The organism is Teichococcus aerofrigidensis, assembly GCF_054073225.1.
Genome location: NZ_JBSXMU010000029.1, coordinates 23300 through 38114, shown reverse-complemented (window position 1 = coordinate 38114; position 14815 = coordinate 23300). Strand labels below are relative to the sequence as shown.

At 71.5% G+C, this 14815-nt stretch carries 14 protein-coding genes, 1 tRNA gene and 1 pseudogene; 9 read left to right on the top strand and 7 right to left on the bottom strand.

The window, feature by feature from the left end:
- A pseudogene (locus ACVMLK_RS08950) lies at window positions 1-534 on the top strand (SDR family NAD(P)-dependent oxidoreductase); the annotation flags it as partial.
- Between the two features lie 62 nt (window positions 535-596).
- Window positions 597-1811, top strand: coding sequence for a 5-aminolevulinate synthase (gene hemA / locus ACVMLK_RS08945; RefSeq protein WP_457486207.1), 1215 nt, complete (start codon window positions 597-599; stop codon window positions 1809-1811).
- 3 nt (window positions 1812-1814) lie between these two features.
- Here hemA and ACVMLK_RS08940 read toward each other — a convergent pair whose 3' ends face one another.
- The 5 genes from ACVMLK_RS08940 to ACVMLK_RS08920 all read right to left on the bottom strand — a co-directional run bounded on the left by ACVMLK_RS08940 (window position 1815) and on the right by ACVMLK_RS08920 (window position 5838).
- Entirely contained in the window at window positions 1815-2450 is a 636-nt protein-coding gene (locus tag ACVMLK_RS08940) for an META domain-containing protein (protein WP_457486206.1), read from the bottom strand.
- A 158-nt stretch (window positions 2451-2608) separates the two neighbouring features.
- On the bottom strand, window positions 2609-3895 hold the full coding sequence (locus ACVMLK_RS08935; RefSeq protein WP_198366412.1) for a TRAP transporter large permease: 1287 nt from the start codon (window positions 3893-3895) through the stop codon (window positions 2609-2611).
- 25 nt (window positions 3896-3920) lie between these two features.
- Window positions 3921-4511 (bottom strand): TRAP transporter small permease, encoded by a 591-nt coding sequence (locus tag ACVMLK_RS08930; RefSeq protein WP_422922986.1) that lies wholly within the window; start codon window positions 4509-4511, stop codon window positions 3921-3923.
- On the bottom strand, window positions 4508-5512 hold the full coding sequence (dctP, locus tag ACVMLK_RS08925) for a TRAP transporter substrate-binding protein DctP (RefSeq protein WP_457486205.1): 1005 nt from the start codon (window positions 5510-5512) through the stop codon (window positions 4508-4510). The genes ACVMLK_RS08930 and dctP overlap by 4 nt, the downstream gene beginning before the upstream one ends.
- Before the next feature lie 251 nt (window positions 5513-5763).
- A tRNA-Val gene (locus ACVMLK_RS08920) sits at window positions 5764-5838 on the bottom strand.
- Between the two features lie 158 nt (window positions 5839-5996).
- Between ACVMLK_RS08920 and ACVMLK_RS08915 the strand changes: the two genes are divergently transcribed.
- A complete protein-coding gene (locus ACVMLK_RS08915; protein WP_457486204.1) occupies window positions 5997-6875 on the top strand; it encodes an N-formylglutamate amidohydrolase in 879 nt (292 codons plus the stop codon).
- A gap of 300 nt (window positions 6876-7175) precedes the next feature.
- Here the strand turns inward: ACVMLK_RS08915 and ACVMLK_RS08910 are convergent, their stop codons facing one another.
- Window positions 7176-7706: a carboxymuconolactone decarboxylase family protein gene (locus ACVMLK_RS08910; RefSeq protein WP_198366417.1), complete on the bottom strand. Its 531-nt coding sequence runs from the start codon at window positions 7704-7706 to the stop codon at window positions 7176-7178.
- Between the two features lie 169 nt (window positions 7707-7875).
- Window positions 7876-8448, bottom strand: a complete 573-nt coding sequence (locus tag ACVMLK_RS08905) for a peroxiredoxin (RefSeq protein WP_198366418.1) — start codon at window positions 8446-8448, stop codon at window positions 7876-7878.
- Between the two features lie 138 nt (window positions 8449-8586).
- Between ACVMLK_RS08905 and ACVMLK_RS08900 the strand changes: the two genes are divergently transcribed.
- From ACVMLK_RS08900 to ACVMLK_RS08875, 6 genes are all read left to right on the top strand, one after another.
- A complete protein-coding gene (locus ACVMLK_RS08900; protein WP_457486203.1) occupies window positions 8587-9558 on the top strand; it encodes a hydrogen peroxide-inducible genes activator in 972 nt (323 codons plus the stop codon).
- Window positions 9559-9585: 27 nt separating this feature from the next.
- Window positions 9586-9711, top strand: a complete 126-nt coding sequence (gene ykgO, locus ACVMLK_RS08895) for a type B 50S ribosomal protein L36 (RefSeq protein WP_198366420.1) — start codon at window positions 9586-9588, stop codon at window positions 9709-9711.
- A gap of 150 nt (window positions 9712-9861) precedes the next feature.
- On the top strand, window positions 9862-11343 hold the full coding sequence (locus ACVMLK_RS08890) for an FAD-linked oxidase C-terminal domain-containing protein (protein WP_457486202.1): 1482 nt from the start codon (window positions 9862-9864) through the stop codon (window positions 11341-11343).
- Complete coding sequence (locus tag ACVMLK_RS08885; RefSeq protein ID WP_422922994.1) at window positions 11340-12533, top strand: FAD-binding protein; 1194 nt, start codon at window positions 11340-11342, stop codon at window positions 12531-12533. The genes ACVMLK_RS08890 and ACVMLK_RS08885 overlap by 4 nt, the downstream gene beginning before the upstream one ends.
- Before the next feature lie 19 nt (window positions 12534-12552).
- On the top strand, window positions 12553-13743 hold the full coding sequence (locus tag ACVMLK_RS08880) for a 4-hydroxybenzoate 3-monooxygenase (protein WP_198366424.1): 1191 nt from the start codon (window positions 12553-12555) through the stop codon (window positions 13741-13743).
- Window positions 13744-13863: 120 nt separating this feature from the next.
- Window positions 13864-14724: a hypothetical protein gene (locus ACVMLK_RS08875; protein ID WP_457486201.1), complete on the top strand. Its 861-nt coding sequence runs from the start codon at window positions 13864-13866 to the stop codon at window positions 14722-14724.
- Window positions 14725-14815 lie beyond the last annotated feature (91 nt).

Genomic DNA, 14815 nt, shown 5'->3' with positions numbered 1-14815 from the left:
GAGCGGGGCCGCCGCCGCCTTCGGGCCGAACAGGATTGGGCGGCGGCGCTCGCCGGGCGCGGCGTGGCGCTGGACCTCTTCCGCACGGGCGGGATCTACGGCCCCGGTCGCAGCGCCCTCGACGAGCTGCGCGCCGGCCGGGCGCGGCGGGTGGACGCGCCGCGGCACCGCTTCTCCCGCATCCACCGCGACGACATCGCCGCCGCCGTCCTCGCCGCCGCCCTCCGCCCGGCCGCCCCGGAGATGCCGCGCGTGCTGCATCTGGCCGACGACCTGCCCTCCACCGGCGCCGAGGTCATGGAGGAGGGCGCCCGGCTGCTCGGCCTGCCGCCGCCGCCCCTGGTGCCGCTGGAGCAGGCGCTGGCCGCCATGTCGCCGATGGGCCGCAGCTTCTGGGCGGAGAACCGGCGCGTCGCCAGCGGTGCCACCCAGGCGATGCTCGGCCTGCGCTGGCGCCACCCGACCTATCGCGAGGGGCTGGCGGCGATCCTGGCCGCGGAGAGGGGCGCGGCGGGGAACGAGGGCGGCGGCTGAGGCGGTCCCGGGCCGCGCGCAAAGCGCGTGCAAAGCGCCGGCCCCTGCCTTATTCCGCCGCGATGGACACGCGGCAGACCTTGTTGGCGCATTGCGCCGGCCATCTCGACACCCTGCGCGCCGAGGGGCGCTACCGGGACTTCGCTCCGCTGGAGAAGATCGCCGGCCGCTTCCCGGTCTATCGCTGGCACAGGGCGGGCGGCGCGCGGGAGATCACCGTCTGGTCCGCCAACGACTATCTCGGCATGGGCACGCATCCGGCGGTGCTGGCGGCGGCGGCCGGGGCGATGGCGCGGATGGGCGTCGGCGCCGGCGGCACGCGCAACATCTCCGGCACCTCGCCGCTGCATGCCGAACTGGAGGCGCTGCTCGCCGCCTGGAACGGCAAGGCGGCCGGGCTGATCTTCGGCAGCGGCTACACCGCCAACCAGGCCGCCCTCTCGGCCCTGCTCGCCGCCCTGCCGGGGATGGAGGTCTTCTCGGACGCGATGAACCATGCCTCGATGATCGACGGCATGCGGCGCAGCCCGGCGCGGCGCCACATCTGGCGCCACAACGACCTCGGCCATCTGGAGAGCCTGCTCGCCGCCGCCGACCCGGCGGCGCCCAAGGTCATCGCCTTCGAGAGCGTCTATTCGATGGAAGGCGACGTCGCCCCGCTGCATGCCATCTGCGACCTGGCGGAGCGCTACGGCGCGCTCACCTATCTCGACGAGGTGCATGCCGTCGGCCTCTATGGCCCGACCGGGGCCGGCATCGCCGAACGCGACGGCGCCGCGTCGCGGATCGACATCATCCAGGGCACGCTGGCCAAGGGCATCGGCGTGGTCGGCGGCTATGTCACCGGCGAGGCCAGTCTGGTGGACTATATCCGCTCCACCGCCGGCGGGCTGATCTTCACCACCTCCATGCCGCGGGCGACGGCGGCGGCGGCGATCGCCAGCATCCGCCACATCCAGGGCGATGCCGCGCTCCGCCGCCGGCTGGCCGAGCGCGCCGTGGCGTTGAAGGCGGCGCTGGACGCGGCCGGGCTGCCGCGGCTCGACAGCGCCAGCCATATCGTGCCGGTCCCGGTGCCCGGCGCCGGGCGCTGCCGCGCCGTGGCGCGCCGGCTGCTGGAGGAATTCGGCCTCTACGTCACGCCGATCAACTATCCCACCGTGCCACGCGGCACCGAGCGGCTGCGCCTCTGCGCCACGCCGCATCATGACGACGCGATGATCGCGGCCCTGGTGCGGGCGCTGGGCGCCGTGCTGCCGGCGGCCCAGGCGGCCTGAGCGTCAGTAGAGCCGGCGCAGGCGCAGGCTCTCGGCGCCCCGCGCCAGCAGCTGCAACTCGCTCCCCGCGAAGCGCCACTGCGTGGCCCCGTCGCGCGCCGCCTGGAAGGCCCGGCTGATCTCCTCCACCGCCGGACGGCAGGCCATCAGCGTGCCGATGCCCTGGTGGCCGTCGCGCCGGATGCCGCCATCGGGCGCGAGCCGCAGCCCGCCGGCATAGCGGTTGCAGCCGTCGAAGCCGGCGATGTGACCCTTCTCGTCGATCTCCAGCGTGGGCGGCTGCTCCGCCGCGACCGGCCGGCCGGCGATCCGCGTCACCACCCAGCGGGTGTCCTCCAGCCGCCCGGGCGGCAACTCGCCGCCGCCGCAGCCTTCCAGCCGTTCCCCGTCGATCTCCAGCACGGCCCGTTCGGCGAAGCGGGCGCCGCTCATGCTGTCCTCACAGGGGCCGGGCCGCAGCGTGAGGGCGAGGCCGGCGGCCTCGTAGCGGCGGCCCTCCGGCAGGTTCTCGGCGGCGGGCGCGGGGGCGGTGCGGTCGGGCAGGCCGGGGCGGCTCAGGCGCATCTGCCCCGCGCCGATGCGCAGGCTCCAGAACGGCTCGTTGCCGCTGGCGCGGACGGGCTCCGCGTTGGCCGGCATGGCCGGGCCCGAAGCGGGGGCCGGAGCGGCGCAGGCGGCCAGGGGGAGAAGCAACGGGAGAAGCAAGGGGAGAAGCGGGAGGCGCGGGCGGTCTCGCATGGCGCGACCCTGCCCCCGGTGCGGACCGCGGGCAAGCCCGGCCCGCGCGCCCCGATCCCTCAGACTCCGTAGCCCGCGAGGCGCGGCAGCCAGAGGGCGATGTCGGGGAAGGCGATGATCAGCCCGGTGCCGAAGGCCAGCATCAGCATGTAGGGGATGATGGAGCGATTGACCTCGGCCAGCGGCGCGCCGGTGATCGCCTTGATGACGACGAGGTTCATCGCCACGGGCGGCGAGATCAGCGCCATCTCCAGGCTCAGTGTCAGCAGGATGCCGTACCAGACCTTGTCGATGTCGAGCTGCGCCAGCAGCGGCAGGATCGCCGGCATGGTCAGCAGGATGATCGAGAAGCTCTCCAGCACCAGGCCGAGCAGAAAGAGCAGCACCATCATGGCGACCAGGAAGCCGGTGCGCGACAGGCCCCATTCGGTGACCAGCATGGTGAGCTCCTGCGGCACGCGCAGCTTGGTCAGCATGTAACCGTAGATGGCGGCGCCGGCGATGATCATCAGCAGCATGGCGCTGGTGCGCGTCGCCTCCTGCACGCCGTCCAGCAGGTCGCGCCAGGTCAGGCTGCGATAGATCAGCGCCGCGATCAGGATGGCGTAGAGCGAGCCGGTGCCGGCCGCCTCGGTGGCGGTGAAGACGCCCATGTAGATGCCGCCCAGCACGAAGAGCGGCAGCGACAGGCTCCATCCGGCGCGGGCGAGGGAGAAGCTCTCCGGCGAGGTGCCGCCGATTTCGGCCTCGGGCGGCGCCACCGCCTTTCCTTCGGTGAGGAAGCAGTAGAGCGCGAAGAACGATGCCATCATCACGCCGGGAACGACGCCGGCCAGGAACAGCGCGCCGACGCTCGTCTCGGTGACATAGGCGTAGAGCACCATGGGCGCCGAGGGCGGGATCAGGATGCCGAGCGTGCCGCCGCCCGCCACCACGCCGAAGGCGCCGCGCCGGCTCATGCCGTAGCGCAGCATCTGCGGGATGGCGATCTTGCCCACGGTGAGCGCGGTGGCGACGGAGGAGCCGGAGATGGCCGCGAAGATGGTGCAGGCCGCGACCGTCGCGATGCCGACGCCGCCGCGCACGCCGCGCAGCAGGCGGAAGGCGGCGGCGTAGAGGTCATCCACCACCCGGCCGCGCACCATGACATGCGCCATCAGCATGAAGAGCGGAATGGCGACCAGCAGATAGCCGTCGAGCTGGCCCATCACCAGCTCGCCCAGGGCCGGCACGCCGCCCTCGACCCAAAGCAGCACGCCAAGCGGCAGCAGGAACAGCGCCACGAACATCGGGACGCCGAGGTAGAGCAGCACGAAGAGCGCCGCGAGCAGGGCCAGGAAGGTCATCGGTGCGTCGTCTTCCGCGCTGGTGTCACTCGCCGCGCGCGAGGGTGTCGCGCGGCAGCTCGTCATGGCCGTCGGGGAGGTATTCGGGCTCCCGGCCGAGCAGCAGCAGGGCGCATTGCACCAGCGACACCAGCAGCAGCAACGCCGCGCCGGCCGGCAGCAGCGCCTGCACCCACCACACCGGCACGCCATCGATCTCGGTCATGATGCCGATCATGCGGCTGAAGGCGACCATCTCCAGCCCGGACTGCAACAGGATGCCGGCGACCAGCGCGACCGAGGCCGTGCTGACGACCTGCGCCCCGCGCGCCCAGCGTCCGCGCAGCCGCCCGGTCAGCACATCGACGCCGATATGCTCGAAGCGGCGCTGCGCCTCGGGCGCCGCCAGCAGCACCAGCGCCACCACCAGCCAGCCGGCGGTCTTGTCGATCCAGGGCTGCGGCTGGCCGAAGACATAGCGCGCCACCACCGACCAGGTGACCAGCACCAGGCAGCAGAGGGTGGCGCAGCCGCCCAGGGCGGCGCCCAGGCGCGAGAGCAGGCGGGCGAAGCCTTCGATCGCTCCCGCCGCGCCGCCCCCCGCCCTGCCCGTGGGGTCGTTCGGCGGCCGGTTCACAGCGCGCGCAGCAGGTCGATGGCGCGCTGGCCGTTCTCCGGCGCCAGCTTCAGGAAGGCGTCGATCACCGGCTTCTGCATGGCGGCGCTCCAGGCGGCGCGCTCCGCCTCGCCCTGCATGTGCAGCGTCATGCCGCGCTCGCGCAGCTCCTGCACCGCCTTGGTGGCAACCTCCTCGGTCAGCGGGATCTGCGCCTGCTCGGCCTCGCCAGCCGCCGCCTCGATGATGGCGCGGTGCTCGGGCCTCAGCCCGTCGAACCAGCGCGGGTTCACGTAGACATGGGTGAAGACGCAGAACCACGGCGTCACGGTGCCGAACTTCTGGAACTCGTAGAAGCGGCGCGAGACGGCGGCGGAGACGTCGGTGAGCCCGGCATCCAGCACGCCGGACTGCAGGGCCTGCGGCACCTCCGGCCCCGGCATGGAGGAGGGCGCGGCGCCCACGGCGGTCAGGGCATGGTCGGTCAGCGCGTTGAGGCCGCGGATCTTCAGCCCCTTGAAGTCCTGCGGGGTGACGATCGGCTTGGCATTGCTGGTGAAGATCGCCTGGCGGGTGGTGTAGAGCCACATCAGGTTGCGCACCGCGCGCTTCTGCAGCAGCCCCTCCAGGAACCTCGCCGCCTCCGAGCCGGGAAAGGCCTTGATCTTCTCCAGATCGGTGAAGAGATAGGGCAGGGTGGGCGCGTTCATCTCCGGGAGCGTGTTGCCCCACTGGAAGTTCACCGCCGCCGCCGCCTCGAAGGCGCCGCGCGCGACGCCCGGGAAGTTCTCGCCCGCCTTGGCGAGCTGCTCGGCCGGGAAGACCTGCACATCGATCGCGCCCCGGCTCCGCTCCTTCACCCGCTCGGCGAAGCTCGCGATGATGCGGGCGTTCTGATGGCTCGGCGGATACTGGTGCGAGAGCCGCATGGTGACCGCGGCGCCCTGGGCACGCGCCAGGCGGGGCTGGGCCAAGGGCAGAGCCAGGCCGGAGGCGGCCAGAAGCAGGTTGCGGCGTTGCATGGGCGTTTCCCCGTTCCCGGTTGCTTCGGCACCGGCTGCTGCCGGGCGCGGCTGCTCTTTGCTGCCGGACCGTCCGGGGGTCAACAGCTTCCGGCAAGCGGATGCCGCTACCCTGGCATGTTTGTTTCAAATCCCCCGTCCACGACGCAACTTGCGGCAGCGGGGCGCGTCACGGAGGTGAACGCGCGACGCACGGCAAAAACCCCGCCGGGGCTGGGCGGGGCGATGTCGAGAAAAGATGGAGGTCCGGATGGTGGGCGCGACAGGGATTGAACCTGTGACCTTCCCCGTGTCAGGGGGACGCTCTCCCGCTGAGCTACGCGCCCATCCGGTCGGGGCGGGTCTTTATCCCGGCGGCGCGGGCGGGGCAAGGGGGATCCTGCGCGACGGCGGCGAATCATCGAGCCCCCAACCCCCAACCCAAGGTCGGCCGCATGGCGACTCGTGACAGCGCCTTCCGGCTATGGCTTGATCCTGCCGGATCATGGACCTGCCTCTGCCGATAGTCGCTGACGAAAGTCCCGGCGACGCCTACCACCTCTCGCGCCCTCCGAGGCAGCGCGTGCCGCTGGTCGTTGCCTCGCCCCATTCCGGGCGCGACTACCCCGCCGCCTTCCTGGCCGAATCGAGGCTGGATGCCCTGTCGGTCCGGCGCTCGGAGGACAGTTTCGTCGACGAGCTTTTCGCCGCCGCGCCGGCGCAGGGCATTCCGCTGCTGGCCGCCACCTTTCCCCGCGTCTACTGCGACGCCAACCGCGAGCCCTGGGAGCTTGACCCCTCCATGTTCGACGGGCCGCTGCCGGCCTGGGTGAACAGCGCCAGCCCCCGGGTCGGCGCGGGCCTCGGCACCATCGCGCGCATCGTCGCCAGTGGCGAGCCGGTCTACCGCCGGCGGCTGCCCTTCCGCGAGGCGGAGGAGCGGATACGGCGCTGCTGGCAGCCCTATCACGCCGCGCTTGGCCAGCTGATCGCCGAGACCAAGGAGGCCTTCGGGGCCTGCCTGGTGCTGGACTGCCATTCCATGCCGGCGCATCCGGGGCAGACCCACAGCCCGCCGGACATGGTGCTGGGCGACGCGCATGGCACGGCCTGCGCGCCGCGCGCGGTGCGGCGGGTGGAGGAGCAGCTCTGGTCGATGGGCTATCGCGTGCGGCGCAACGATCCCTATGCGGGTGGCTACGTCACCCGCCATTACGGGCGCCCGCGCGAGGCGGTGCATGTGCTGCAGATCGAGATCGCCCGTGCGCTCTACATGGACGAGACGGCGATCGAGCGCCTGCCCGGCATGACCCGGCTGCAACAGGACCTGACCACCCTGCTGGCCACGCTGGCCGAAATGGACTGGAGCGTGCTGCGCCGCTGAGCCTCCTGGCGGAAGCGCGGGCAAAAAAAAAGGCGGTGCCGAAGCACCGCCGAGTTTAGGGAGGAAACGTCCAAGAAAGACAACAACACAGCGAACTGTGCTGCTGCGAGATGGAAGATAGGCCGGAGATCATTCGCACGCAAGTGATTTTTCGCGGTGCAACACGAAAAATGCCTGTCTGCTGAGCGGGCCCCCATGCAATTTCTGCATGGCGACCGGATCCTGCCGCTTCCACAGGCAGAAAACCCCGCGCGAGGCGGGGTTTCCGGCGGTTCAGGTCTCAATGGTCACGCTTGCGTGTCAGCCGGCGAGGGCGTCCTCGCCATCGATCACGGCGGCCACGCCGTGCACCACGGCGGCGATGCGGATCGCGGCCTGCACCGCCTCGCGCCCCAGCCCGCCATGCAGCACCACCTTCTCATGGCTCTCCATGCACATGCCGCAGCCGTTCACGGCCGAGACCGCCAGCGACCACAGCTCGAAATCCACCTTCTCCACCCCGGGCTTGCCGATGACGTTCATCCGCAGCTTGGCCGGCATGGTGCCGTACTCACCGCCGACCAGATGCACGAAACGGTAGTAGACATTGTTCATGCCCATGATCGCCGCCGCCGCCTTGGCTGCCGTCAGCGCCTCGGGCGAGAGCCGGGGGCCGAACTCGGCCAGGATGGCGCGCGTCACCTCGGGGTTGCGGCTGGCGAGGGCGCTGGCCACGAAGGTGCCCGCCCGTTGCTGCTCGGTCAGCGCCGGCTCGGTGGCCAGGCTGCCCAGGTTGAGCTTGAGGTCGCGGGCATAGTCGGGCAGGCGGGCGCGCAGGGCTTCGAGAGACATGCGAAGGGCTCCTCCGGTCTGGTGGTGGCGGATGAAGAGGCGGGAGAGGGCGGGGGAGATCCCGCGGGATGCTCCGAGGGGAATGCCCCGGAATGGCAGCCGGCCGGAGGGCGGGCGCCGGGAGAGGAGGGGGCGCGGGCCGCCTGGCCCGCGCCGGTTCCACGCCGGATCAGGCGGCCTTGAACAGCTCCTGCGGCTTCAGCGTGTCGCCACCCTTGTTCCAGTTGCAGGGGCAGAGCTCGTCGGTCTGCAGGGCGTCCAGCACGCGGATCACCTCCTGCGGATTGCGGCCGACGTTCAGCCCGTTCACCGAGGCCCACTGGATGGTGCCCTCGGGGTCGACGATGAAGGTCGCGCGCAGCGCCACGCCCTCGGCCTTGTCCAGGATGCCGAGCGCGGAGGCGAGCTCGCGCCGGGTATCGGCCAGCATCGGGATCGGCAGGTCGCGGATGTCGTTGTTGTGCACGCGCCAGTTCAGGTGCACGAACTCGCTGTCGGTCGAGGCGCCGTAGAGCACGGCGTCACGATCGGCGAACTCCTCGTTCAGCTTGCCGAAGGCGGCGATCTCGGTCGGGCAGATGAAGGTGAAGTCCTTCGGCCAGAAGAAGATCACCTTCCACTTGCCGGCATCGGACTCGTTGGAAATCTGGGTGAAGGACTTGCCCGGGCCCTCGAGCCCTTCGGGGCCGCCCTTCACGGCGGTCAGGTTGAAGGCGGGAAGCTTGTCACCGACGGTCAGCATGCGTGATGGATCCCCATGATGTGCGATTTCGGCGGAAGGCGCCCTTGGCGGGCGCCATTCCGCGCTGCACAACCTTTATGGATGCTGCAATGCACACATGCCAATGAATAGTTTTCGAAGGAATGATCGCCTGAATCGATGACGCCGCTGCCCAGCCCCCAACAGCTTCGCTATCTGGTCTCGCTCGCCGACCTCGGTCATTTCGGCCGCGCCGCGGCCGCCTGCGCGGTCACGCAATCCACCCTCTCGGCCGGCATCATCGCGCTCGAGCGGCATCTCGACGCCGCCGTCCTGGAGCGCGGCCCGGGAAAGCGCCCGGTCTTCACTCCCCTGGGCCTGGAGCTGGTGGCGCGCGCGCGGGTCGCACTGGCCGCCCTGGCGGCGGTGGCGGAGACGGCGGCGGCGGCGCGCGACCCGCTCTCCGGCCCGCTCCGCCTCGGTGTCATCCCGACCATCGGCCCTTTCCTGCTGCCGCATCTGATGCCGGCCCTGCGGCAGGGCTTCCCCCGGCTGCAGCTCTGGCTGCGCGAGGGCCTGACCCAGGATCTGGCGGAGGAGCTGCTCGCCGGCCGGCTCGACCTGCTGCTGCTCGCCCTGCCGGTGGCGCTGCCGGAAGTCGAGACCCTGCGTATCGCCGAGGACCCCTTCGTCGTCGCCCTGCCGGCCGGGCACCGGCTGGCGGAGCAGGCGGCGGTCTCGATGGAAGCGCTGGGCGGCGAGCGGCTGCTGCTGCTGGAGGACGGGCATTGCCTGCGCGACCATGCCCTCGCCGCCTGCGGCCTGCCCGGCGCCGGCGGCGAGGGGTTCGCCGCCACCAGCCTGCATACCCTGGTGCAGATGGTTTCCGGCGGGCTTGGCGTGACGCTGCTGCCGCGCCTGGCCGTGGCGGGCGGGGTGCTGAACGGTGCCAGCCTGGTGCTGAGGCCGCTGGAAGTGCCGCAGGGGCGGGGGCTGGGCCTTGCCTGGCGCGCACGCTCGCCCCGTGCCGCGGAGTTCCGCGGGCTGGCCCCGGCGGTGGCCGCGGCCATCGCGGCGGCGGGTCCGGGGAAGGCCCCAAGGGAGGTCCCGGAGGCCGGCCTTTCGGTTGACAAGCTGGCCACCGCCCCCTAAACGCGCCCGCTCGAAGGGGTTCAGCCAATGAAGATCCGTAACAGCCTGAAGAGCGCCAAGACGCGCGACAAGAACTGCGTGATGGTTCGCCGTCGTGGCCGTCTCTATGTGCTCAACAAGAAGAACCCCCGGATGAAGGCCCGCCAGGGCTGACCTCCGGGCGCCGCCGGGTGCTCCCGGTCGGCGATCCGCTTCCTGTCTGAAAACGCCGCCGCGGCCCGCCCGCGGCGGCGTTTCTGCGTGCTCTTGCCGGCGGGCGTGGCGCACCCCATCCTCGGCGGCAAAGCTCGTGGAGGATGCCGCATGATCGCCTTGCCGGAACCGGATGCCGCCGTGCTGGCCCGGCGCGACCGCATCCTGGCCGATCTGCGCGACCTGCTGCCCGACCCCGGCCCGGCGCGCCCCGGCGGGCAGGCGGTGATCGGCGACCCCGAGCGGCTCCGCGCCTATGAGACGGACGGCCTCTCGGCCTACCGCCAGCCGCCGCTGGCCGTGGTGCTGCCGACCACGACCGAGGAGGTCGCCGCCGTGCTGCGCTACTGCCACCGCAACGGCATCCGCGTGGTGCCGCGCGGCGCCGGGACCAGCCTCTCCGGCGGCGCGCTGCCGCTGGCCGATGCGGTGGTGATCGGCCTGATGCGGATGAACCGCATCCTCGAGGTGGACTATGCCGACCGGCTGGCCGTGGTGCAGGCCGGCGTCACCAATATCGGCATCACCCAGGCCGTCGCCGCCGAGGGCTTCTTCTACGCGCCCGACCCCTCCAGCCAGCTCGCCTGCATGATCGGCGGCAACGTCATGATGAACTCGGGCGGCGCGCATTGCCTGAAGTACGGCGTCACCGCGGGCAACCTGCTGGGCGTGAAGTTCGTCACCATCGAGGGCGAGGTGATCGAGATCGGCGGCGCGCATCTCGATGCGGCCGGCTACGACTGGCTCGGCCTGATCACCGGCAGCGAGGGCCAGCTCGGCCTGGTCACCGAGGTCACGGTGCGCATCCTGCGCGCGGCCGAGGGCGCGCGCGCCATGCTGGCCGCCTTCCGCAGCAACGAGGTGGCCGGCCAGGTGGTGGATGCCATCATCGGCAGCGGCATCATCCCGGTGGCGCTGGAGTTCATGGACCGCCCGGCGATCCATGCCTGCGAGGCCTTCGCCCAGGCCGGCTATCCGCTGGATGCCGAGGCGATGCTGATCATCGAGGTCGAGGGCAATACCGAGGAGCAGGACGCGCTGCTCGCGCGGCTGAAGGCGATCTGCGGCCGCTTCGACCCGATCTCGCTCCGCGTGGCCGAGACGGCGGAGGAATCCCTCGCCATCTGGAAGGGCCGCAAGGGGGCGTTCGGCGCCGTCGGCCGCATCAGCCCGGACTATCTCTGCATGGACGGCACCATCCCGGTGGGCGAGCTGCCGCGGGTGCTGCGGCGGATGCAGGAGATGTCCGACGCCTATGGCCTGAAGGTCGCCAACATCTTCCATGCCGGGGACGGCAACCTGCATCCGTTGATCATGTTCGACGCCAACGATCCGGAGAGCTTCCGCAAGGCCGAGACCTTCGGCGCCGATATCCTGAAGCTCTGCGTCGAGGTCGGCGGCTGCCTGACCGGGGAGCATGGTGTCGGCGTCGAGAAGCGGGACCTGATGACGGTGCAGTTCAACCCGGCCGAGCTGGCGCAGCAGCGGCGCATCAAGAGCGCCTTCGACCCGCAATGGCTGCTGAACCCGGCCAAGGTCTTCCCGCTAGAGGGCAATCCGCTGGTCCACCCGCCGGCGACCGCCGCGGCATGAGCGACCTCCTGGCGCCGCAGACCGAGGAGGCGCTGCTCGGCGTGGTGCGCCGCGCCGCCGCCGCCGGCGAGCCGCTGGCCATCGAGGGGCTGGGCGGCAAGCGAGCGATGCTGCGCCCGGTGCAGGCGGCGCGCACCCTCTCCACCCGGGCGCTGACCGGCATCACCCTCTACCGGCCGGAGGAGCTGGTGCTCTCGGCCCGCGCCGGCACGCCGTTGCCGGAGATCGAGGCGGCGCTGGACGCGCGGCGGCAGATGATCACCGCCGAGCCACCCGATTTCTCGGCGCTCTTCGGCCATGACCAGCCTTCGACACTGGGCGGCATGGTGGCGGCCAATCTCTCGGGGCCGCGCCGCATCGGGCCGGCCGGGGCGCTGCGCGACCAGGTCCTGGGCGTGCGCGCCGTCACCGGCCATGCCGAGCTGATCCGCTCTGGCGGGCGGGTCCACAAGAACGTCACCGGGCTCGATCTCTGCAAGCTGCTGGCGGGCAGCCACGGCACGCTCGGCGTGCTGACCGAGATCACGCTGAAGCTGCTGCCGCGCCCCGAGGCCAGCCTGACGGTCGCCGTGCGCGTGCCCGATCTGCGGCACGGTGTCGCGGCGCTCTCCGCCGGGCTCGGCAGCCCCTATGGCGTCAGCGGCGCCGCGCTCCTGCCGGAAGGCTATCCGCCGCTCGGGCTGGATGGGGCGGTGGCGCTGCTGCGGCTGGAGGATTTCGCCGAGTTCCTGGCGCATCGCTCGGCCGGCCTCCGCGCGGCGCTGGCCGGACATGGCGAGACCGGGCTGCTGGAGGGCGAGGCCAGCCTGGCCCTGTGGCGCGCCGTGCGCGATGCGGCGGCGCTCGGCGCCCTGCCGGGCGAGGCCATCTGGCGCCTCTCCCTGCGGCCCTCGGCGGCGCCGGCGGCGGCGCGGGCCCTGCGCGAGGCCTTCGGCGCGCGGCTGCTGCTCGACTGGGGCGGCGGGCTGGTCTGGGTCGCCGGGCCGGCCAGCGATGCGGCGCATCGCGCGGTGATGACGGCGGCCCGGGCGTCGCGCGGCACCTTCACGCTGTTCCGCGCGCCCGATGCCCTGCGGGCCGCCGTGCCGGTGTTGCCGGAGGAGCCGCCGCCGCTGGCCGCCATCGGCGCGCGGGTCAAGGCGGCGATGGACCCCTCGGGCATCCTCAATCCCGGCCGGATGCGCGGCTGAGCGGGGAGGGGGGAGGGCCATGCGGACCCGGATCGGAATTCTCGGCGCCGGACCCGCCGGCCTCTTCCTCGCCCTGCTGCTGCGGCGTGCCGGCATCGACAGCGTCGTGCTCGAAAGCCGCGACCGCGCCGCCGTCGAGGGCACCATCCGCGCCGGGGTGCTGGAGCACTGGGTGACGGAGCTGATGCGCGAGCTCGGCCTCGGCGAACGGCTGGACCGGGAGGGGCATGTGCATGACGGCATCACCCTGCAATCGCACCGCCGGCGCTTCCATCTCGACATCGCCGGGCTCACGGACGGCCGGCACGTCACCGTCTATCCGCAGCACGAGGTGTTGCGCGACCTGATCGGCGCGCTGCTGGCGCGCGGCGGCGAGATCCGCTTCGGCATCTCCGGCGCGCGGCTGCACGGGATCGACGGCGAGAGCCCCTTCATCACCTACCGCGAGGCCGGGGCGGAGCGGGAGAGCCGCCTCGACTGCGAGTTCATCGTCGGCGCCGACGGCTATCACGGCCCCTCGCGTCAGGCGATTCCCGCCAGCCTGCGGCAGGAGGCGCACCGCCTCTACCCCTTCGCCTGGCTCGGCATCCTGGTGCATGCGCGCCAGTCCTGGCCGGAACTGATCTATGCCAGCCAGGGCGAGGGCTTCGCCCTGCTCTCGACGCGGACGCCGGAGATCCAGCGCCTCTACCTGCAATGCGATCCCGCCGAGGATCTGACGCAATGGCCGGAGGCGCGCATCTGGGACCAGTTGCGCGCGCGCCTGGCGACGGATGACGGCTGGACGCTCGACGAGGGCGAGATCTTCCAGAAGGGCATCATCCCGCTGCGCAGCTTCGTCTGCGCCCCGATGCAGCACGGCCGACTGTTCCTTGCCGGCGACGCCGCGCATATCGTGCCGCCGACCGGCGCCAAGGGGCTGAACCTCGCCGTCGCCGATGCGCTGGTCCTGTCGCGCGCCTTCGAGGCCGAGGCCCGCGCGGGCGACAGCGGACGGTTGCAGCGCTACAGCGAGACCTGCCTGCGCCGCGTGTGGAAGGCGCAACGCTTCTCCTGGTTCATGACGCGTCTGCTGCACCGCGATCCGGCGGAGACGCTGTTCGACGCGCAGGTGCGCGAGGCCGAGCTGGCGCTGATCCGCGACACCCGCGCCGCGGCGGTGTCGCTGGCCGAGAACTATGTCGGCCTGCCCTTCGATGCGGAGGCGTGACCGATACGGAATCGTCACATCCGAAGGAGCGCCGACTTCGAAAGATTCGTGATCTCACGCGACGAAACTGACCGGCGCCTCGGTTGTTCCTGACGCGGGAACCACAGAGGAGACAGTCAGATGGTCGCGATTCTCGGCACTGAGGGGAATGACAACCTCGTCTCGCCCGAATCCGTCTCGAATGACAGCATCAACGGCTTGGCCGGCGATGACCGCATCGAGGCGCGGGGCGGTGACGACCTGCTCATCCCCGGCCCCGGCAATGACCGGCTGGAAGGCGGCGACGGGCGGGACACGGTGCTGCTGGGCGGCAATCTCGACGACTACCAGATCTACCGCTGGGAGGATGAGGGCGTGATCCGCGGCCCCGAGGGGGTCGACACGCTGCTCGACGTCGAGGCGATCGCCACCGATCTCAACGGCACGCGCGAGTTCGGCGATATCGGTCAGTTCCTCGGCTACGCCTATCTGGCGTCCTACGAGGATCTCGGCAACGCCTTCGGCGAGGACCGGGACGCGGCCTGGTCGCACTTCCGGGATCATGGCGCCCTCGAGGGCCGCAGCATCCTCTTTGACGGCAACAGCTATCTCGCCGCCAACACCGATGTCCTCGTCAATGCCGATTTCGGCGCCAATGCCGATGAGGGCGGCGCCCTTCACTATCTCCGCTTCGGCCGTGCCGAGGGGCGTGAGACCGATTTCGACGGCCTGTCCTATGTGGCGAGCCATGGCGACCTGATCACGGCCTTCGGCGCCTCCGGCGTCGCCAACGCGATCGACGGCGCCGGCACCGAGCATTACGTGCAGTTCGGCTTCAACGAGGGGCGGCAGGTCGACCTGTTCAACGAGACGCAGTACGCCCTGCTCAATCCCGATCTCGCCCTGGCCGGCGTGATCACCAACGACCAGCTGGCCTGGCACTTCGTGACCTACGGCTACGAGGAAGGCCGGCAGGGCGCCTATGATCCGGTGATTGCCTGATTTCCCGGTGGGCGCCAGCGCGCGCCCACTTTCGTGAAACGGCCGTCATCTTCCGCCCCGCGCACCTGAGGCGCGGGGCGTTTGCGTTTTC